Here is an 18,207-nt window from a genome sequence, read left to right as displayed (position 1 = left end):
CCGGGGCGGGCCGACACCTGCGTGAGGGGCCCAACGGCGTGGGAGGATGAGGAACCTTTTGATCTGCTGTGTACGGCGGCCCGCGCACGACGCCGACGTGGAAGGACAGGCCCCGGTGGTGAGCGACAACCAGAACCTCCTCGCGGAACAGCGCCGCGCCCTGATCCTCGACGAGGTGCGCAGGCGCGGCGGTATCCGGGTCAACGAGCTGACGCGCAAGCTCAACGTCTCGGACATGACGGTCCGCAGGGACCTCGACGCCCTCGCCCGGCTCGGCGTCATCGAGAAGGTGCACGGCGGCGCCGTACCGGTGGTGGAGGCGAGCACGCACGAGCCCGGTTTCGAGGCCAAGTCGGAGCTCGAGCTGAGCGCCAAGGAGGACATCGCGCGCGTGGCGGCGGCCATGGCGGTGCCCGGCCGGGCGATCGCGCTGTCGGGCGGGACCACGACGTACGCGCTGGCGCACCATCTGCTGGAGGTGCCCGATCTGACGGTGGTGACCAACTCGGTGCGGGTCGCGGATGTGTTCCACGCGGCGCGGACCGCCGGGGCGTCGGGCGGTCAGCGCGCGGGCGCGGCCACCGTGGTGCTCACGGGAGGTGTCCGTACGCCCTCGGACTCGCTGGTCGGACCCGTCGCCGACCAGGCGATCCGCTCGCTCCACTTCGATGTGCTCTTCCTGGGCGTGCACGGCATCTCCGCCGAGGCCGGTCTGTCCACGCCGAATCTGGCGGAGGCGGAGACGAACCGCCGTTTCGTGCGTTCGGCGCGCCGGGTGGTGGTCGTGGCCGACCACACCAAGTGGGGGACGGTGGGCCTGAGTTCGTTCGCGACGCTCGATCAGGTGGACACGCTGGTCACCGACGCCGGGCTGTCGGCCGAGGGGCGCGAGGAGATCCTGGAGCATCTGCCGGGCCTGGTGGTCGCCGGGGAGTCGGCGGACCGGTGAGCGTCTTCCGGGTCGCACGCCGTACGGCGCTGTCCGCCGACGAGGCGTGGCGGCGGATCACCGACTGGCCGGCGCACGGGCGCCGGGTGCCGTTGACACGCGTCCTGGTGCGGACGCCGGCGCCGACCGGCACCGGGACGGTGTTCGTGGCGCGTACGGGACTCGGGCGCGTGCGGTTCGACGACCCGATGGAGGTCGTGCGCTGGGAGCCGCCCGCGCCGGGGAGCCCCGGGCGCTGCGAGCTCGAGAAGCGTGGCCGGGTGATCAGGGGCTGGGCCGAGATCGAGGTGACGGCGGCGGAGGCTGAGGCGGACGCGGGGTCTGCTGCCGATCGACGCACGCTGGTGTGCTGGACGGAGGAGTTGCGCGTCAGCTTCCTGCCGCGCTTCCTCGACGGGGTGACCGCGCGGGCGGGCCGGATCGTCTTCGGCCGCGTGGTCGACGGCCTTCTGCGTGGCCAGGAGCGCTGAACGCGCCCCACACGACGGTCAGTCGGACCAGACTCCGGTCCCCAGGAAGCTCTCCAGCGTGCTGACGTACGGCGCGATGTCGATGTCCTGCGCGGCGAGCCAGTCGTCGGAGTAGTACTTGTCGAGATAGCGGTCGCCCGGGTCGCAGATCAGCGTGACCACACTGCCCTTACGGCCCTCTGCGACCATCTCGGAGACGATTTTCAGCGCGCTCCACAGTCCGGTGCCCGTCGAACCGCCCGCCTTGCGGCCGATGTTGCGCTCCAGTACGCGTACGGCGGCGACGCTCGCCGCGTCCGGCACCTTCATCATCCGGTCGATGGCTCCGGTCACGAAGCTCGGTTCCATTCGGGGTCGGCCGATGCCCTCGATACGTGAACCGCGCTCGCTGTACGCCTTCGGGTCGCGGCGGGTCCAGCCGTCGAAGAAACAGGAGTTCTCCGGGTCCGGGACACAGACCATGGTGTCGTACTGCGTGTAGCGCACATAGCGGGCGATGGTCGCCGACGTGCCGCCGGTACCGGCCGTCGCCACGATCCACGCGGGCTCCGGATAGCGCTCCAACCTGAGCTGCTGATAGATCGATTCGGCGATGTTGTTGTTGCCGCGCCAGTCGGTGGCCCGCTCCGCGTACGTGAACTGGTCCATGTAGTGCCCGCCGGTCTCGGCGGCGAGCCGCGCCGACTCCTCGTACATCCTGCGCGAGTCGTCCACGAAGTGGCAGCGCCCGCCGTGGAATTCGATGAGCCGGCACTTCGCGGGGCTGGTGGTGCGTGGCATGACCGCGATGAACGGGACGCCGATCAGCTTCGCGAAGTACGCCTCCGAGACCGCGGTCGAGCCGCTGGACGCCTCGATGACAGGCTTTCCGGGGCGGATCCAGCCGTTGCAGAGCCCGTAGAGGAACAGCGAGCGGGCGAGACGGTGTTTGAGACTGCCGGTCGGATGGGTGGACTCGTCCTTCAAGTACAGGTCGATGGACCACCGCTCCGGCAGCGGGAAGAGCAGGAGGTGCGTGTCGGCCGAGCGGTTGGCGTCGGCCTGGACCTTGCGTACGGCCTCCTTGAGCCAGGCTCGGTACGCGGGGTCACCGCGGTCCACGTCAATGGTGTGCTGCCGCTCTGTCATGCGCGTCGTCCCTCGTCCCTCGTCCCGCCGTTGCCGCCCTGATCCGCCGGCGCCGTGTCCCCGGTGCCGTGCCCGGCCGCAACAGTAAGCCCTCGACCTGCGCGAACCGTGCCTTTGGGTATCCATAGCCGTGCCTTGGACACGCGCCCGCCGAAGCGCCGGGAGCCGGTGCTGACGTATCGTCCGGAGCGGCCGGAGACAGTCGCTCTGGCGTCGGGGCGTCGAGTTGTGCAGACTTCCTACAGGGAACGGGCACGGAGGGGGCGGATCAGCCATGGCGGAACCGGAGTTCAGCGCGAGTGGTGTCGCGATAGAGCGCTGGCCCCGCTCGCTCACGAAGGCGGGACGGGTCCTCATCCAGGACGGCAGGCTGGCGCTGCTGACCAGCTACGGACGGGTCATCGACAGCGCGCCGCTGCGGGCGGTGCAGGCGGCCAAGCCGTGGTTCCGGGGGGACGACAGCACGGTGGCGACCGTGAACGGCAAGCGTTACCGGCTGACCATGGGCGGGGGCGAGAGGCGGCCGGAGGGCCGCGTGCTGGCCGGGCGCTTCCTGGAGACCGTACGCAGAGCGAGTACGGCCAAAACCTGACTCAGGTCCTTCGTTTGGATCTTGCCGGGCTCGTGCGTCCGGCAAGATCCAAACGAAAGACCCGAGGGCACCGCGAGTTGCGGTCCCGTAGCACGTGGTTCACTCTGGTGTACATCACTCAGGGTGAACCGGTGGTGACGCTGCGATCCAGCCCCGCCGGGCAGGACAGCAGCGAGCCTCGCGAGTGAGCTGCTGGATTTTGATCCATGCCTTCTTCCGGACCTCAATCGGGGAGTCGCAGCCGTGATCAGCCAGCCGAGCAGGCAGTGCACGGTGGAGCTCCATGCCCTGCCGTCGCGGATCCGCCAGGTCCGCAGAATCGTTTCCGCGCAATTGCGCTACTGGCAGCTCGACCCACTCATCGACCAAGCGGCGCTCGGCGTGACCGAGCTGCTGACCAACGTCCACCGGCACGCACAGCCGGACAAGATGTGCACCGTCGACATCAGGCTCCTGCTCGACCGGCTCACGGTCGCGGTCCACGACCACGACCCGCGCCTGCCGACGATCAAGGAGGCCGATCCGCTCGACGTGTGCGGGCGCGGTCTCGCCCTGATCGAGGCGGTCAGCGAGAGCTGGGGGGTGCGCGCGGAGGGCGACACGGGGAAGGTCATCTGGTTCACCCTTCCCGCCCCGTCGGCCGCCGCGCCCCGGAATCCGGTGTACGGCGCGACGACCGACGGCCCCTTCTCGGGCGCTCCCTTCGAGCCCGGCTCGTTCTCGGACAGTCCCTTCGCGGACGGCCCCTTCTCGGGGATCCGGTCCGTGGCCGGGGAGCGGGCGCGTACCACCGCCCGGTCGGCCGTCGTCGGCTGACCGGGCGGGGGCGGGGGCGGGGGCCACGACGGCCACGACGGCCGCCGCGGCGCGTCACGACGCCGCTACGTCACTCGGTGGCGATGGCGCGCAGGACGTCCAGCCGGGCCGCCCTGCGCGCGGGCCGCCAGCCGGCGATCGCGCCGGCCGTCAGACCGACCACGCCGACGAGCGCCAACCGCGCCGGCGGCAGGGCGAAGGCGAACGCCGTGTCTCCCGCGCCCTCGGACGCCTTGACGACGACCCAGCCGAGCAGAGCGCCGAGTGCCAGTCCGCCCGCCGTACCGAAGGCGGCCACCAGCACGGACTCCCAGCGGACCATCGCCCGCAGTTGCGCCCTGGTCTGGCCGACCGCGCGCAACAGGCCCAGTTCCCTGGTGCGTTCATGGACGGCGAGGGTCAGGGTGTTGGCGATGCCCAGGAGCGCGATGACCACGGCCAGGGCGAGCAGCGCGTAGATCAGCGTGAGCATCATGTCGATGGCTCCCGCCGAGGTGCGCGCGTACTCGTCCCGCGTCTGGACGTCCGGATCGCCGAACGCCGCCGCTGTCTTCTCCACGGCGGCCGTGGCCTCGGCGGTCGGCACACCGTCCTTGAAGGTGACGGAGACGAGCGTGTCGGCGTCCTGGGTCCGGTGCGGGGCCCATGCCTCGCGGGTGATGACATAGTCGCCCGCGAGTTCGGACCGCTCGTAGACCGCCTTGACGGTGAAGGTCTCCCGGCTGCCGTCGGTGAAGGTGAGTCGCGTCGTACCGCCGGTGCGCAGATTCCGGTCGTCGGCCTGCGACCGTGACACGGCGATGCCTTGGGCGCCGAATCCGTCGAACGAGCCGTCCACGGACCCGAGATCGAAGCCCTTGGCGAGCGCGACGGGATCGGTGACGGTCAGTTGGCGGCCGTCCCCGTCGACCTTCGCCACTCCCCTGCCGAGCCCCACGGCCGAGCCCACTTGCGGAAGTTCGGCCAGCGCGGGCGTGAGCCCGGGGCTCAGTCCGCTGCCTCCGCCGCCGAACGCCGGGACGCTGACCGCGAGATCGCCGGCGAAGGAACGCGACACCGTCTGATCCATGGTGGCCTTGAGCGAGGCGCCGAAGACCGTGAACAGGGACACCACGGCGACACCGATCATCAGCGCGGTGGCGGTCGCCGCCGTGCGCCCCGGGCTGCGCAGGGCGTTGCGCTTGGCCAGGGCGCCCGAGACGCCGCGCAGCCGGTCCAGCGGCCCGCCCAGGAGCCGCAGGGCGTGGGTGGCGGCCACCGGTCCGAGCACCACGAACGCGGCCAGGGCGAGGACCGCTCCGGTCCCGGCGAGCACGAGGGACGGTGCGGCGAAGACCCCGAGCAGGATCGTGCCGAGCCCGGCCAGGCCCAGCACCGTACCGACGACGGCCCTGGTCCTGGAGGCGCCCGAGTCGTCCACGGCCGTCTCGCGCAGCGCGGCGAGCGGCGCGGTGCGCCCGGCCCGTAGGGCCGGCAGCAGCGCCGAGCCCAGGCAGACGAGCACGCCGACGGCGAGCGGCAGCAGCATCGAGAGCGCGCCGATCACCAACTCCCCTTCGGGGAAAGGGAATCCGATGACCGGGAACAGCGCCCGCATCCCGGCGGCGATACCGATGCCGCCGAGGATCCCGGCCGCCGACGCGAGCAGCGCGACGACGGTCGCCTCGGCGAGCGTGGCGCCGACGACCTGGCGCCGGGAGGCGCCGAGGGCCCGCAGCAGCGCGTTCTCGCGGGTGCGCCGGCCCACCACGATCGCGAAGGTGTTGTGGATCGAGAAGGTCGCGACGAGCAGGACGATGCCCGAGAAGACGAGGAGCAGTGTGGTGAACAGGCCGAGGAACTGACTGGAGATCAACTCCTGGTTCTCGTCGGCCGATTGCTGTCCGGTGATCGCTTCCACGCCGGACGGCAGGACCGTCCTGAGCGAGTCCACAAGCTCCCGCTGCCCGGTGCCGGGACCGGCGCGCACCTGGATGCTCGCGGCCTCGCCGGGCTTCGCGGTGAGGTACTTCTGGGCGTCGGCCGTCGTCATTCCCGTGTAGGTGACCTGGGCCATGCCGTCCTCGCCGCCGAACGTCGCGAGTCCGACGACCGTCACCCGTACGGGATCGGGCGTGCGCAGCACGGTGGTGTCGCCGATCTCCAGCTTGCCGGCCCTGGCCGCGCCCCGGTTGAGCACGACCTCGCCGCTCGCGCGCGGCAGTCGGCCGTCGGCGAGTCGGTAGGGGTTGAGCCGGGCGTCGGCTATCCAGTTGCCCGCCACGGTGGGCGGGCCCTGGCCGCCGACCGGTTCGCCGTCCGAGCCGACGAGTTGTCCCGCGCCCTCGATCCTGGGTGCGACGGCGGCTACGCCGGGGACCCGCTCGATCGTCTCGACCAGGGCGGTGGCGACCGGTTCGCGGGTGCCGAGCGCGTCGCCGGGCACGGTCACGACGTCGGCGCTGCGGACGACGGCGTCGGTGCCGCCCGCCGCCTCGCCGAACATGGTGTCGAAGCTGCCGCGCAGGGTGTCGCCCATGACGAGGGTGCCCGTCAGGAAGGCCACGCCGAGCAGGACTGCGGTGAAGGTCCCGGCGAAGCGCCGCTTGTGCGCGCGCAGCGAGGAGACGCTGATAAGCAGCGAGGTACGGGTCCCGCTCATGCCCGCGCCTCCGGGGTTACGGGCGTGGCGCTCGTTCTCGTGTCGAACGCCTTCAGCCGGTCGAGCACCCGCTCGGCCGTGGGGTCCGCCATCCGGTCCACGAGCCGTCCGTCGGCGAGGAAGACGACCTCGTCGGCGTGGGCAGCGGCGACCGGGTCGTGGGTGACCATCACGACCGTGCGGTTCGTACGGCGCACGGTGCCGCCCAGCAGCCGTAGGACCTCTTCACCGGAGCGTGAGTCGAGATTGCCGGTCGGCTCGTCGGCGAAGACGACGTCGGGGCTGCCCGCGAAGGCACGGGCCACCGCGACGCGCTGCTGCTGGCCGCCGGACAGCTCGTCGGGGCGGTGGTGCAGCCGGTCGCGCAGACCGACGACGTCGATGAGCGCTTCGCACCACTCGTCGTCGCGCGCGGCACCGGCGAGGTCCATCGGGAGGGTGATGTTCTCGGCGACGGTCAGGGTCGGGATGAGGTTGAACGCCTGGAAGACGAAGCCGACGCGCTCGCGGCGCAGCAGGGTCAGTCTCCGGTCGTCCAGCATGCTCAGGTCGGTGTCGCCGATGAGCGCGGAGCCGGAGGTGAGCGTGTCGAGTCCGGCGGCGCAATGCATGAGCGTGGACTTGCCGGAGCCCGAGGGCCCCATGATCGCGGTGAAGCGGCCGGCCGGGAAGCCGACGCTCACCCCGTCCAGGGCCCTCACCTCCGTGTCGCCCTTGCCGTAGACCTTCACGGCGTCCACGACCCGGGCGGCGGTGGCGGAAGCGGTGGCGGTCACGCCGTACCGCCGTTGCCCGTACGGCCGAACTGCTCGTCCAGGACGGACAGCCGGCGCCAGTACTCGTCCTCGTCGATCTCACCGGAGGCGAACCGCCGGCCCAGCATCACGATGGGCGACTGCGCGTCGTGCGGGCCGTTCGCATCGTGCGGGCCGTTCACGTCGCGTACGTCCCGCTCGAAGCGGCCGGACTGCCACGGGGGGCCACCCCGGCGTCCGCGCCAGACGGTCCGGCGCAGAAGGGTGACACCACCGACGATCACGGCTGCCCACACGAGCGGGAACAACAGGATCCAGGGGCCGGGTCCGCCACTGTTCGCAAGGGTGTTCATCTTGGTCAACTCCTCGGTTCGCGACTTTCTCCGTCGCTTTCGAGGCTCGCGCCGCGAGGGGGTCCGCGTCGTCGTACGGCCAGCGGCAGTACGGGTACCTCCCGGGGAGTACGCGGGCCCGGTACGGCTGCTCCCGGGGCCGGGCCGGGGCCCGGCGGCGTACCTCTCAGGTCTCCTCGTCCAGGTCCTTCAACCGCCGGAACACACGGCCTTCGTGGGCGAGACGGCCCACCAGCGCCCCTCCGTAGACGACGAATCCGACGCCGACGAGCCAGGACTGGACGACCAGGACGGTGCCGAACGGGCCGTACGTGACAGCGCTGGAGGCGATCAGCGGCGAGAAGACGAGCTGCGAGAAGCCCCGCAGGCCCAGCAGACCGAGCGTGGTGGCCGCGGCGCCCGGCAGCAGCGCGTTCCAGCGCACGCGCCCGCCCAGCAGGACCCATTGGGCGAACCAGAAGAACAGGAAGGTGCCGATGAGGTCGAGCACGACGACCGTCAGCGGGCCGCTGATGTCGCCCGAGGGGGAGGGCGTGTTCACGAAGCCGAGCAGCGCGCCGACCAGCACGGCGAGGAAGATGACATGGCGCCACATGGTGTGCCAGCGGGCGGTGGGCAGGTCCCAGACCTTCTCGTAGCCGGTCTGGACGGCGGAGCCGAAGGTCAGTCCGAAGACGGCGAGCGCGGCGAGACCGAAGGCGGTGGTGCGCTGGAGCGCCGTGTCCGGTACGCCGAACAACCGCTCGACCTGCAACTGGGACTGCTGCGTGACACCGATGGCCTGGCCGAGCCAGCGCGCGAAGCCATGGCCGCTGTTGGGCTGGGCCGCCGCGACCAGCACCAGCACGGGGACGAGGGTGAGGAATCCGAGCGCCGCGAAGCCCATGGCCCGGTGCATCAGCTCCATCTCGCGCCCGCGGGTCCAGGTGAGCCCGAGCGGCGAGTCGCGCAGCCACCGGTCGAGCCGCTGGAACCAGCGCGGCGGGGGCGGCGGGGGCTCGGTGGCGGGCGGCTTCTCGGTCATAGGTGGTGACCTACCCGCGATGGCGTGGCGGACCGTCCCCGGTGCGGCCGGACGGGTGGTGGGTTCGGCCGGTGGGTCGAAGTCCGGCTCGGTGAACGAGGCCGGGGACGGGCCCGTCAGGTCCGGTCACGTCCGTCACGTCCGTCACGTCCCGTCAGCCGGTCACGTCCGGCCAGGCCCGTCAGGTCAGGTCAGTGCGGCCAGGGGGTCGTCCAGGACCGGCTGCCAGGCCAGCTCGGCGGCGCCGACCAGACTGTTGTGATCCAGGGTGCAGGCGAGGATCGGCACGCTCCCGCTGCGGCCCCACAGGCTGCGGTCGGCGACGACGGCGCGCAGCCGCGCGGGGTCTGCCTCGAGCAGTTCGCGGTGCAGTCCGCCGAGGATCACCCGGTCCGGGTTGAGGATGTTCACCAGTCCGGCGAGCCCCTGGCCCAGCCGGTCGATGAGTTGCTCGGCCGCGGCCCGTACGGACCGGTCGCCGTACTCCGTACGGAGCAGGTCCCGCGACTGCTGGAGCAGCGACACCTCGGGGCCGGGGTCCCGGCCGGCCGCGTCGAGGAAGGCCAGCGGGTCGGTCTCGACGTCGAGACAGCCCCGGCTGCCGCAATGGCAGGGCCTGCCCTCGGGGTTGACGGTGAGATGGCCGACTTCGAGGGCGAGTCCCGAACTGCCCGTGTGCAGACGGCCGTCCACGACGAGCGCGCCGCCGACGCCGCGATGTCCCGTGGCGACACAAAGGAGTTGGCCGGCGCCCCGGCCCGCGCCGTGCCGGTGTTCGGCGAGGGCCGCGAGGTTGACGTCGTTGCCGGTGAAGGCGGGGCCCTCGATACCGGCGGCGCGCACCTGCTCGATGAACAGGGCGCGTACGGGGGCGCCGGCCGGCCAGGCGAGGTGCAGCGGGTTGAGCGCCGTGCCCTCCGGTTCGGCGACCGCCGAGGGGACGGCGAGACCGGCGCCTACGCAGCGCCGACCGCTCGCGCGCAGGAGCGCGGCGCCCTCGGCGACGACCGCGCCGAGCACCTGGGCGGGGTCGGAGGAGACCGTGACGCAGCCGGGCGCGGTGGCGACCGTACGGCCGCCGAGGGCGACGAGCGCGGCGCGGAAGCCGTCGGCGTGGACCTGGGCGGCGAGGACCACGGGGCCGGTGTCGTCGACGGAGAGACGGTGCGAAGGGCGGCCCTGGGAGCCGGCCGCGGCGCCGGGCCGGGAGTCGACCCGGATCAGGCCGAGCGCTTCCAGTTCGGCGGCGACGGCACCGGCGGTCGCGCGGGTGACGCCCAGCTCGGAGGTGAGCACGGCGCGGGTCGGCGCGCGGCCCGTGTGAACCAGTTCCAGTGCGGGGCCGAGCGCGCTGCGGCCTCTCTCCAGTCGTGTTCTGGTCGTCGTCGCCTTGCCGGCCATGCCGTTCATGGAGGTGAGTCTCCCATGATCCCGGCCCTGAGCCGCCGCCTTGTACGGATCGGCCCCTGGGGGGTGTCTTGCCGTTCTTGCCGGGCTCGCGAGCCCTGGCACGCACACTCGCCGCGTTGTCGTCGGTCGCCAACGCTCCGCGTTGTCTCCCTCCTCCGCCTTGCGATCGCACGCACCAGACCCCGCTCCCTGATCCGGCCTGATCGACAAGACACACCCCAGCCCCTATCCTTCTTTTGTGCCGATACTAAACAAACTCCGGACGGCCATGCCGGGGGGCCGAGGCGGAGATCCCGCCGACGGCACCCCGCTGTCTCCCCTCACCCGCCTCCGTATCACTCTGACCGTGTTCTTCGCCCTGGACGGCTTCCTGTTCGCCGGCTGGGTCGTCCGTATCCCCGCCATCAAGCAGCAGACCGGCGCGTCGGCGAGCGATCTCGGTCTGGCCCTGCTCGGGGTGTCCGCCGGGGCCGTGGTGACGATGATGTTCACGGGGCGGATGTGCAAACGGTTCGGCAGCCATCTGGTGACCGTGGTCAGCACGCCGCTGCTGGCTCTGAGCATCGCCCTGCCCGCGCAGACGCACTCGGCGCTGACGCTCGGCCTGGTCCTGCTCGTCTTCGGTGCCGCGTACGGGTCGCTCAACGTCTCGATGAACAGCGCGGCCGTCGATCTCGTCGCCGCGCTGCGCCGCCCCGTGATGTCCAGCTTCCACGCCGCGTTCAGCCTGGGAGGCATGGCGGGCGCGGGACTCGGTGGCCTGGTGGCCGGCAGCCTCTCCGCGTCGACGCATCTGCTCGCCCTCACGGGCATCGGCCTGCTCGTCACAGCGCTGGCCGGTCCTTCGCTGCTGCGCCAATCGGTGCCCACGGCCGCCGCCCCCGTCGGCCCCGCCGCCCCCTCGAAGGGGAAGGCCGCCCCGCGCCGGCTCGACCGGCGTACGCGCAGGCTCGTCGTCCTGTTCGGCGTGATCGCGCTGTGCACGGCGTACGGGGAAGGCGCCCTCGCGGACTGGGGCGCCCTGCATCTCGCCCAGGACCTGGACGCCGGTGCCGGGCTCGCCGCCGCCGGGTACTCGCTGTTCGCCCTCGCCATGACGGTGGGCCGCCTGTCCGGTACGACCCTGCTCGAACGGCTCGGCCAGACCCGCACGCTGGTCGCGGGCGGTGTGCTCGCCGCGCTCGGCATGCTGCTCGGCGCGCTCGCGCCGACGACCTGGCTCGCGCTGCTCGGCTTCGCCGTCACCGGGCTCGGTCTCGCCAACATCTTCCCGGTGGCCGTGGCCAGGGCGGGTGCGCTCGCCGGACCGAGCGGCGTCGCCGCCGCGTCCACACTGGGGTACGGCGGCATGCTGCTGGGGCCGCCGGCGATCGGCTTTCTCGCCGACTGGTTCTCGCTGCCCGTGGCGCTGACCACCGTCGCCCTGCTGGCCGCCGCCGCGGCCCTCATCGCCTACTCGGCGCGCAACGTCTCGGCGCCCCACTCGGCGCCCGAACCGGCACCGGACCCGGCACCCGAGCCGACACCGGAACCCGCGCTCGAACGCGCACCCGCCGCCCGCGCCGCGGGCCAGGAGGGATGAGCGGCGTTACGGGCGGGCGTACGTCCCGCCGTACGCCCCAAGACGCCTGACGATCCGTCAGCCCAGCCAGCCTGGTCGGACCAGCCCCGACTCGTAGGCCATGACGACCAGTTGGGCCCGGTCGCGGGCGCCCAGCTTCACCATCGTGCGGCTCACATGCGTCTTGGCGGTGAGCGGGCTGACGACCAGTCTGCGGGCGATCTCCTCGTTCGAGAGCCCGATCCCGACGAGGGCCATCACCTCCCGTTCCCGCTCGGTGAGTTCACCGAGACCGTCGGCGGACGCCGGCACCTTGGAGCGTGAGGCGAACTCCGCGATCAGCCGCCGAGTCACACCGGGCGACAGCAGCGCGTCGCCGTCCACCACCGCCCGTACCGCGCGCAGCAGTTCTTCCGGTTCGGTGTCCTTGACCAGGAAGCCCGACGCGCCCGAACGCAGCGCCTCGAAGACGTACTCGTCCAGCTCGAAGGTGGTGAGCATGACCACCTTCACCTCGTCGAGACCACCGTCCCCGGTGATCCGGCGGGTGGCGTCGAGCCCGTCCATGACCGGCATCCGGATGTCCATCAGGACGACGTCCGGGGTGAGTTCGCGCACCTTGCGCACCGCCTCGTCACCGTCGGCGGCCTCCGCCACGACCTCGATGTCCGACTGGGCGTCGAGCAGCGCGCGGAACCCCGCCCGTACGAGGGACTGGTCGTCGGCGAGCAGGACACGGATCACGCTGTCTCCTTGGGCTTCAGAGGGAGGGACGCCCGTACGCGGAAGCCACCGTCCGGGCGCGGGCCCGCCTCGATGGTGCCACCGAGGGCCGCCGCCCGTTCCCGCATGCCCACCAGCCCGTTGCCGCCACCGCCGGCCTCGTCGCCGGTGGCGGGCCCCGCGTCGTCGACGCGCAGGGTGAGCAGCCCGGCGCCGTAGCCGACCAGAACGTGCGCCGTACGGGAGCCGGAGTGGCGCACCACGTTGGTGAGGGCTTCCTGGACGATACGGAAGGCGGCGAGATCGGCGCCGGGCGACAGCGCGACCCGCTCGCCCCCGCTCTCGATCTCGACGCTCAGACCGGTACTCGCCGCCTGCTCGACCAGTTCGGGGAGCCGGTCGAGCCCCGGCGCGGGCGCGCGGGGGGCGTCGCCGGGCGTCCTGAGGGTGTCGAGGACCTGCCGTACCTCGCCCAGCGCCTCCTTGCTCGCGGCCTTGATGGTGGTGAGCGCGGTGCGGGCCTGTTCCGGGTCGGAGTCGATGAGCGCGAGTCCCACGCCCGCCTGGACGTTGATGACGGAGATGGAGTGGGCGAGCACGTCGTGGAGTTCGCGGGCGATGCGCAGCCGCTCCTCGTCGGCACGGCGCGCCTCGGCGGCGGCGCGCTCGGCCCGCGCGTGGATCCACTGCTCCCGGCGCGTGCGGACCAGCTCGGAGCCGACGAGCACGGCCACCACCCAGGCGGCGACGCCCACTTCGGGCCCCCAGGGCGCGCCGGCGTCGCCGTGCGGTGGCAGGAATCGGTAGAGCAGATGGCCGACCAGCAGATGGCTCGCCCACAGCAGACCGATCGCCCACCAGGCCGCCGCGCGGTGTCCGGAGACGATCGCGGCGAAGCAGGCGACCGCGACGGTGATGAAGATCGGGCCGTACGGGTAGCCCGCGCCGAGATAGAGCGCCGCCGAGACAGCCACGCCGAAGACGCAGACCACCGGGTAACGGTGGCGCAGCACGAGCAGCGCGGGACCGGCGAGCAGCAGGGCGCGGGCGAACGCGTCGAGCGATTCGCGGTCCGGCTGCGCCCGCGCGGCGAAGCCCGTACCGACCACGACGAACACGGCGAGCAGCACGCTGGAGAACCAGGGCAGCCGCGCCGGCCGCCGGCCGTCGTCCGGGCCCTGGCCCGTCCCGCCGCCGCCCGGCACGAGCCCGCCCCTGAGCCAGGGGGGACCGAAACCCGTGCGGCTGATCCGCTCTTCCATAACCGTCACGCTAGACCGGGTGACGGATCCCGGGCGTCCCCCGGGCGTGGCGATCTCGCGTACTCCCGGCGGAGTACGGCGGGCGGTCGGGGACAGGGCTCAGCCGGTCAGGCCCACTTCGTGGGCAAGGCGCGTCGTCGCCCGCGTGAACAGCGCGTCTCGGGCCTCCACCACCCGGTTGAACTGCCCGAAGATCTCGAAGGAGATCAGACCGTAGAACTGCGCCCAGGCGGCGACGAGGGCCACCGCCGTGCCCGGCGGCAGTCCGGGCATGAACTCGTCGGCGAGCCGCCGGTCCTCCTCGCGCAGGTCCGCCGCCGGTGGCGGCGGGGTGAGGGCACCCTCCTCGTGGGCGTCGCGGAGCACCTGGATGAGGGTGAGGGCCACGCGGGAGGCGGGGCCGGCGGTGGACATCGGCGCGGTGTAGTCGGGTACGGGTGAGCCGTGGATGAGGGCGTACTCGTGGGGGTGGGCGAGGGCCCAGGCCCGTACGCGCGCGCAGATCGCGACCCAGTGGGCCACATGGTCCGCCCGGTCGCCGGCGCCGCCCCGCTTCCCGGTCCCGGTCCCGGTCCGCGCCTGGGCGAGCGCGTTCTCCGCCGCCTCGCCGACCGCGTTGTACGCGTCGATGATGAGGGCGGTCAGCAAGTCGTCCCGGCTCGGGAAGTAGCGGTAGAGCGCGGAGGAGACCATGCCCAGTTCGCGGGCCACGGCGCGCAGTGAGAGCTTCGCCGCGCCCTCATCGGCCAGGCGTCTGCGGGCCTCGTCCTTGATCGCAGCGGTGACCTCGATACGGGCCCGTTCCCTCGCTCCACGGATGGTCGTCATGGAGAACAGCGTGACACGACAAGAGCGCCGTTCCAATAAGAGAGCAGCGCTCTTGCATTGACGTACCACATCGAGGCACACTGCTCACAACAGAGAGCACCGCTCTCGCAACATCAGTCTCAGTAGGAGGACACCATGTCGCAGCCGTACTACGTCAAAGCGAGCGCACCGGTCGCCCGGTTCAACAGCCTCGTGGGAATCCTCGCCCGGCGCGGCGTGAGCCTCTTCGGTTCGGCCGAACTCTCCGTGCCCGGCCGCAAGAGCGGGCGGACGCAGCGCGTCCCGGTCAACCCGTTCAAACACGACGGCCGTCAGTATCTGATCTCGGCGCGCGGCCACTCCCAGTGGTCGCTCAACATGAGGGCGGCCGGGGGCGGCGAGCTGCGGGTCGGCCGCAGGACGCGGCCCTTTGTCGCCGTGGAGCTCCCGGACGCCGAGAAGGTCGCCGTACTGCGCGGTTATCTGAAGCGCTGGGGCTGGGAGGTCGGCGGGTACTTCGCCGGGGTCACCGCCAAGTCCTCCGACGCGGAGATCCTGGCGGTGGCCCCCGACCACCCCGTCTTCGTGATCAGTACGGATTCCTGAACGGACCAATGATCACCGGGCGAGCGCGCGCCGCCCTTCTTACTGAGTGCTACGAGTTACTGAATGCTACGAGGCGACAGCGCCGTCCTTCGGGTCCTTGTCCCGGTCGTCGCCGTCCCGCGCCGACTCCCGCTCCTGCTCCCGCCGGCCCTTCTCCGCGCCCCGCGCGGCGTCCGCCTGCTGCCGGTCGAGCACGTCCAGCCCGCGCCGGACCAGCGGATGGGTCCGTACGAGACCGCCCAGGGACGTCACCCCGCGCGTGATGTCGGCGAACGCCTTCCAGGCGGGGCGGAATCCGGTGATCGCCGCGTGCAGCAGACCGGGCCTGCGCTCGAAGACGGAGAGCATCCGCCGGCCGACGCTCATCTCCACGCCGAGACCCGCCTTGATCGCGAAGGCGTAGTTCAGCGCCTGGCGGCGGGCATCCACCGCGTCGTGCGCCTCCGAGATCCTTACCGCCCACTCCCCCGCGAGCCGGCCCGACCGCAGCGCGAAGGAGATCCCTTCCCTGGTCCACGGCTCCAGCAGCCCCGCCGCGTCCCCGCACACCAGCACCCGGCCGCGCGAGAGCGGCGAGTCGTCACTGCGGCAGCGCGTCAGATGGCCCGAAGAGATCGCGGGCTCGAACCCGGCCAGCCCCTGCTTGGCGACGAAGTCCTCCAGATAGCGCTTCGTCGCGGCGCCGTCGCCGCGCGCCGAGATGACACCGACCGTGAGGGTGTCGCCCTTGGGGAACACCCAGCCGTAACTCCCCGGCAGCGGGCCCCAGTCGATGAGTACCCGTCCGGCCCAGTCGTCGGCGACCGTCGGGGGCACCGGGATCTCCAGCTCGAGACCGAGATCCACCTGGTCGAGCTTCACCCCGACATGAGCGCCTATGCGGCCGGCACTGCCGTCGGCGCCGACGACCGCGCGCGCCAGGACCGTCTCGCCGTCGGCGAGGACCACGGCGACCGTACGGCGGTCGGGGACGGCCGGGCCGTGCTGCTGGACCCGGGCGACCGAGGCGCCCGTACGGAGCACGGCGCCCGCCTTCTGGGCGTGCTCCACCAGACTCGCGTCGAACTCGGGCCTGTTGATGAGCCCGAAGAGCATGCGCCGCGAGCGGCGGGTCCGCGCCAGCTTGCCGTTCAGCGAGAACGTGACCGCGTGCACCCGCTCGCGCAGGGGCAGTTCGAAACCGGGAGGCAGCGAATCGCGTGTCGGGCCGATGATGCCCCCGCCGCAGGTCTTGTAGCGGGGCAACTCCGCCTTCTCCAGCAGCAGCACCTGACGGCCCGCGACGGCCGCCGCGTAGGCCGCGGACGCTCCCGCCGGGCCCGCGCCGACCACGACGACATCCCACACCGACCGGTCGTGCTCACCGGCCGGACCGGCGTCGGCACCGGTCCCGGGCTCGCTTCCGGGCTCGCTTCCAGGTTCACTTCCGGCGTCTGCGTTCTCGCTGCTCACGATGGGCTTCTGCTCCTGATCCGACCGGTGGTCCTAGCTGTCGCACGGCATCCTACGGCGCCTGTGGACCCGGTCCGTTGTGGGAGGATCGGGCCTGTCTTCGACACACTCACAAACACACAACGTCGCACCCGCCAGGAGCGTGCCCATGTCCGTCACTCCGATCGCCGAAACCGTCGCTTCGCTGATGCCCCGCGCACGGGCGGAACTCGCGGAGCTGGTGGCCTTCCGGTCGGTGGCGGATCCCGCGCAGTTCCCGCGCAGTGAGTGCGAGGCCGCCGCCGCGTGGGTGGCCGACGCGCTGCGCGCCGAGGGGTTCGGGGATGTCGCGGTACTCGACACCCCGGACGGCAGCCAGTGCGTCTACGGCTTGCTGCCCGGCCCCGAAGGGGCCCCGACCGTGCTGCTGTACGCGCACTACGACGTGCAGCCGCCGCTCGACGAAAGTGCCTGGGTGACTCCGCCGTTCGAGCTGACGGAGCGCGACGGCCGCTGGTACGGACGCGGGGCCGCCGACTGCAAGGGCGGCTTCGTGATGCATCTGCTCGCGCTGCGCGCCCTGAAGGCGGCCGGCGGCGTGCCCGTCAGCGTCAAGGTGATCGTGGAGGGCTCGGAGGAGCAGGGCACGGGCGGTCTGGAGCGGTACGCCGAGCAGCACCCGCAGTTGCTGGCGGCGGACACGATCGTCATCGGTGACACCGGTAATTTCCGGGTCGGACTGCCGACGGTCACGGCGACGCTGCGCGGGATGACCATGCTGCGCGTCCAGATCGACACCCTCGAAGGCAACGTGCACTCGGGCCAGTTCGGCGGCGCGGCGCCGGACGCCCTCGCCGCGCTCATCCAGTTGCTGGCCTCGATGCGCGCGCCGGACGGTTCGACGACGGTGGACGGCGTGGCCGCCGATGCCGAATGGGACGGACTCGACTACCCCGAGGCCGACTTCCGTAAGGATGCCAAGGTTCTGGACGGTGTCGAACTGATCGGCCACGACACCGTCGCCGACCGGATCTGGGCCAGGCCCGCGGTCACCGTCATCGGCATCGACTGCCCGCCCGTGGTCGGCGCGACCCCGTCGGTGCAGGCGAGTGCCCGCGCGCAGATCAGCCTGCGGGTGCCGCCGGGCCACGACGCCACCGAGGCGACGAAGCTGCTGACCGCGCACATCCACACGCACACCCCCTGGGGCGCGCGGGTGTCGGTCGAACAGGTGGGGCAGGGCCAGCCGTTCCGCGCGGACACCACCAGCCCCGCGTACACCTCGATGGCCGAGGCGATGCGCGTCGCCTATCCGGGCGAGGAGATGCAGACCGCGGGCATGGGCGGCTCCATCCCGCTGTGCAACACACTGGCCGCGCTGTATCCGGAGGCGGAGATCCTGCTGATCGGCCTGAGTGAGCCGGAGGCGCAGATCCACGCGGTCAACGAGAGCGTGTCTCCCGAGGAGTTGGAGCGGCTGTCCGTGGCCGAGGCGCACTTCCTGCTCAACTACGCCCGCTCGAAGCGCGGCTGAGCCCGTAAGCCCGTAAGGGGCCCACGAAGGCCGTACGGAGCGCGTACGGGCCCCTTACGGGCACTCGTCGCGCAATACGGGCGGCGGGCAGCTCACCGGACGGTCACCGGGTCGGGCGCGGGCCCCGACGCGCAGATCCGCCCGG

The 18,207-nt window shown here is 72.1% G+C and carries 17 protein-coding genes; 7 read left to right on the top strand and 10 right to left on the bottom strand.

Annotated features, from left to right (window positions below; all coding sequences use genetic code 11):
- The first annotated feature begins 118 nt into the window (after positions 1–118).
- Positions 119–949 carry a DeoR/GlpR family DNA-binding transcription regulator gene (locus OG329_RS37585; RefSeq protein ID WP_405801239.1) on the top strand — a complete coding sequence of 277 codons (831 nt, stop codon included), beginning with the start codon at positions 119–121 and terminating at the stop codon, positions 947–949.
- Positions 946–1,419: an SRPBCC family protein gene (locus OG329_RS37580; protein ID WP_405801238.1), complete on the top strand. Its 474-nt coding sequence runs from the start codon at positions 946–948 to the stop codon at positions 1,417–1,419. The genes OG329_RS37585 and OG329_RS37580 overlap by 4 nt, the downstream gene beginning before the upstream one ends.
- Positions 1,420–1,437: 18 nt before the next feature.
- Here the strand turns inward: OG329_RS37580 and OG329_RS37575 are convergent, their stop codons facing one another.
- Complete coding sequence (locus tag OG329_RS37575) at positions 1,438–2,547, bottom strand: PLP-dependent cysteine synthase family protein (RefSeq protein WP_405801237.1); 1,110 nt, start codon at positions 2,545–2,547, stop codon at positions 1,438–1,440.
- A 274-nt stretch (positions 2,548–2,821) separates the two neighbouring features.
- Between OG329_RS37575 and OG329_RS37570 the strand changes: the two genes are divergently transcribed.
- Positions 2,822–3,139: a hypothetical protein gene (locus tag OG329_RS37570; RefSeq protein WP_405801236.1), complete on the top strand. Its 318-nt coding sequence runs from the start codon at positions 2,822–2,824 to the stop codon at positions 3,137–3,139.
- Between the two features lie 243 nt (positions 3,140–3,382).
- Complete coding sequence (locus tag OG329_RS37565; protein WP_405801235.1) at positions 3,383–3,955, top strand: ATP-binding protein; 573 nt, start codon at positions 3,383–3,385, stop codon at positions 3,953–3,955.
- A gap of 70 nt (positions 3,956–4,025) precedes the next feature.
- On the opposite strand, the gene OG329_RS37560 is transcribed toward OG329_RS37565, so the two are convergent.
- The 5 genes from OG329_RS37560 to OG329_RS37540 all read right to left on the bottom strand — a co-directional run bounded on the left by OG329_RS37560 (position 4,026) and on the right by OG329_RS37540 (position 10,129).
- Positions 4,026–6,596 (bottom strand): ABC transporter permease, encoded by a 2,571-nt coding sequence (locus OG329_RS37560; RefSeq protein ID WP_405801234.1) that lies wholly within the window; start codon positions 6,594–6,596, stop codon positions 4,026–4,028.
- The gene (locus OG329_RS37555) at positions 6,593–7,372 is read right to left on the bottom strand and encodes an ABC transporter ATP-binding protein (protein WP_405801233.1); all 780 of its coding nucleotides are present in this window, start codon (positions 7,370–7,372) and stop codon (positions 6,593–6,595) included. The genes OG329_RS37560 and OG329_RS37555 overlap by 4 nt, the downstream gene beginning before the upstream one ends.
- The gene (locus OG329_RS37550) at positions 7,369–7,704 is read right to left on the bottom strand and encodes an SHOCT domain-containing protein (protein WP_405801232.1); all 336 of its coding nucleotides are present in this window, start codon (positions 7,702–7,704) and stop codon (positions 7,369–7,371) included. Before OG329_RS37550 ends, OG329_RS37555 begins: the two co-directional genes overlap by 4 nt.
- Before the next feature lie 166 nt (positions 7,705–7,870).
- Entirely contained in the window at positions 7,871–8,728 is an 858-nt protein-coding gene (locus tag OG329_RS37545) for a YhjD/YihY/BrkB family envelope integrity protein (RefSeq protein WP_405801230.1), read from the bottom strand.
- Positions 8,729–8,914: 186 nt separating this feature from the next.
- Positions 8,915–10,129 carry an ROK family protein gene (locus OG329_RS37540; protein ID WP_405802215.1) on the bottom strand — a complete coding sequence of 405 codons (1,215 nt, stop codon included), beginning with the start codon at positions 10,127–10,129 and terminating at the stop codon, positions 8,915–8,917.
- A gap of 247 nt (positions 10,130–10,376) precedes the next feature.
- On the opposite strand from OG329_RS37540, the gene OG329_RS37535 reads away from it, so the two are divergent.
- Positions 10,377–11,720 (top strand): MFS transporter, encoded by a 1,344-nt coding sequence (locus OG329_RS37535; RefSeq protein ID WP_405801228.1) that lies wholly within the window; start codon positions 10,377–10,379, stop codon positions 11,718–11,720.
- Positions 11,721–11,777: 57 nt separating this feature from the next.
- On the opposite strand, the gene OG329_RS37530 is transcribed toward OG329_RS37535, so the two are convergent.
- From OG329_RS37530 to OG329_RS37520, 3 genes are all read right to left on the bottom strand, one after another.
- Positions 11,778–12,443, bottom strand: a complete 666-nt coding sequence (locus tag OG329_RS37530) for a response regulator (protein WP_405801227.1) — start codon at positions 12,441–12,443, stop codon at positions 11,778–11,780.
- On the bottom strand, positions 12,440–13,684 hold the full coding sequence (locus tag OG329_RS37525) for a sensor histidine kinase (protein WP_405801225.1): 1,245 nt from the start codon (positions 13,682–13,684) through the stop codon (positions 12,440–12,442). Before OG329_RS37525 ends, OG329_RS37530 begins: the two co-directional genes overlap by 4 nt.
- Positions 13,685–13,783: 99 nt before the next feature.
- A complete protein-coding gene (locus tag OG329_RS37520; protein ID WP_405801223.1) occupies positions 13,784–14,512 on the bottom strand; it encodes a TetR/AcrR family transcriptional regulator in 729 nt (242 codons plus the stop codon).
- 135 nt (positions 14,513–14,647) lie between these two features.
- Between OG329_RS37520 and OG329_RS37515 the strand changes: the two genes are divergently transcribed.
- Positions 14,648–15,097, top strand: a complete 450-nt coding sequence (locus OG329_RS37515; protein WP_405801222.1) for a nitroreductase family deazaflavin-dependent oxidoreductase — start codon at positions 14,648–14,650, stop codon at positions 15,095–15,097.
- A gap of 66 nt (positions 15,098–15,163) precedes the next feature.
- On the opposite strand, the gene OG329_RS37510 is transcribed toward OG329_RS37515, so the two are convergent.
- Positions 15,164–16,549, bottom strand: a complete 1,386-nt coding sequence (locus tag OG329_RS37510; RefSeq protein WP_405801220.1) for a geranylgeranyl reductase family protein — start codon at positions 16,547–16,549, stop codon at positions 15,164–15,166.
- 148 nt (positions 16,550–16,697) lie between these two features.
- Between OG329_RS37510 and OG329_RS37505 the strand changes: the two genes are divergently transcribed.
- On the top strand, positions 16,698–18,062 hold the full coding sequence (locus OG329_RS37505) for a dipeptidase (RefSeq protein WP_405801218.1): 1,365 nt from the start codon (positions 16,698–16,700) through the stop codon (positions 18,060–18,062).
- The last annotated feature ends 145 nt before the right edge of the window (positions 18,063–18,207 follow it).

Source organism: Streptomyces sp. NBC_01506, from assembly GCF_045040295.1.
Classification (GTDB): domain Bacteria; phylum Actinomycetota; class Actinomycetes; order Streptomycetales; family Streptomycetaceae; genus Streptomyces.
The sequence above is the reverse complement of the archived record's forward strand: the minus strand, read 5'-3'. Positions and strand labels throughout refer to the sequence as shown.

Coding starts and splice junctions, on each gene's coding strand:
- OG329_RS37515 (WP_405801222.1), top strand. CDS start 14,648: ATGTCGCAGCCGTACTACGTCAAAGCGAGCGCACCGGTCGCCCGGTTC.
- OG329_RS37550 (WP_405801232.1), bottom strand. CDS start 7,704: ATGAACACCCTTGCGAACAGTGGCGGACCCGGCCCCTGGATCCTGTTG.
- OG329_RS37540 (WP_405802215.1), bottom strand. CDS start 10,129: ATGGCCGGCAAGGCGACGACGACCAGAACACGACTGGAGAGAGGCCGC.
- OG329_RS37505 (WP_405801218.1), top strand. CDS start 16,698: ATGTCCGTCACTCCGATCGCCGAAACCGTCGCTTCGCTGATGCCCCGC.
- OG329_RS37525 (WP_405801225.1), bottom strand. CDS start 13,684: ATGGAAGAGCGGATCAGCCGCACGGGTTTCGGTCCCCCCTGGCTCAGG.
- OG329_RS37575 (WP_405801237.1), bottom strand. CDS start 2,547: ATGACAGAGCGGCAGCACACCATTGACGTGGACCGCGGTGACCCCGCG.
- OG329_RS37560 (WP_405801234.1), bottom strand. CDS start 6,596: ATGAGCGGGACCCGTACCTCGCTGCTTATCAGCGTCTCCTCGCTGCGC.
- OG329_RS37520 (WP_405801223.1), bottom strand. CDS start 14,512: ATGACGACCATCCGTGGAGCGAGGGAACGGGCCCGTATCGAGGTCACC.
- OG329_RS37545 (WP_405801230.1), bottom strand. CDS start 8,728: ATGACCGAGAAGCCGCCCGCCACCGAGCCCCCGCCGCCCCCGCCGCGC.
- OG329_RS37570 (WP_405801236.1), top strand. CDS start 2,822: ATGGCGGAACCGGAGTTCAGCGCGAGTGGTGTCGCGATAGAGCGCTGG.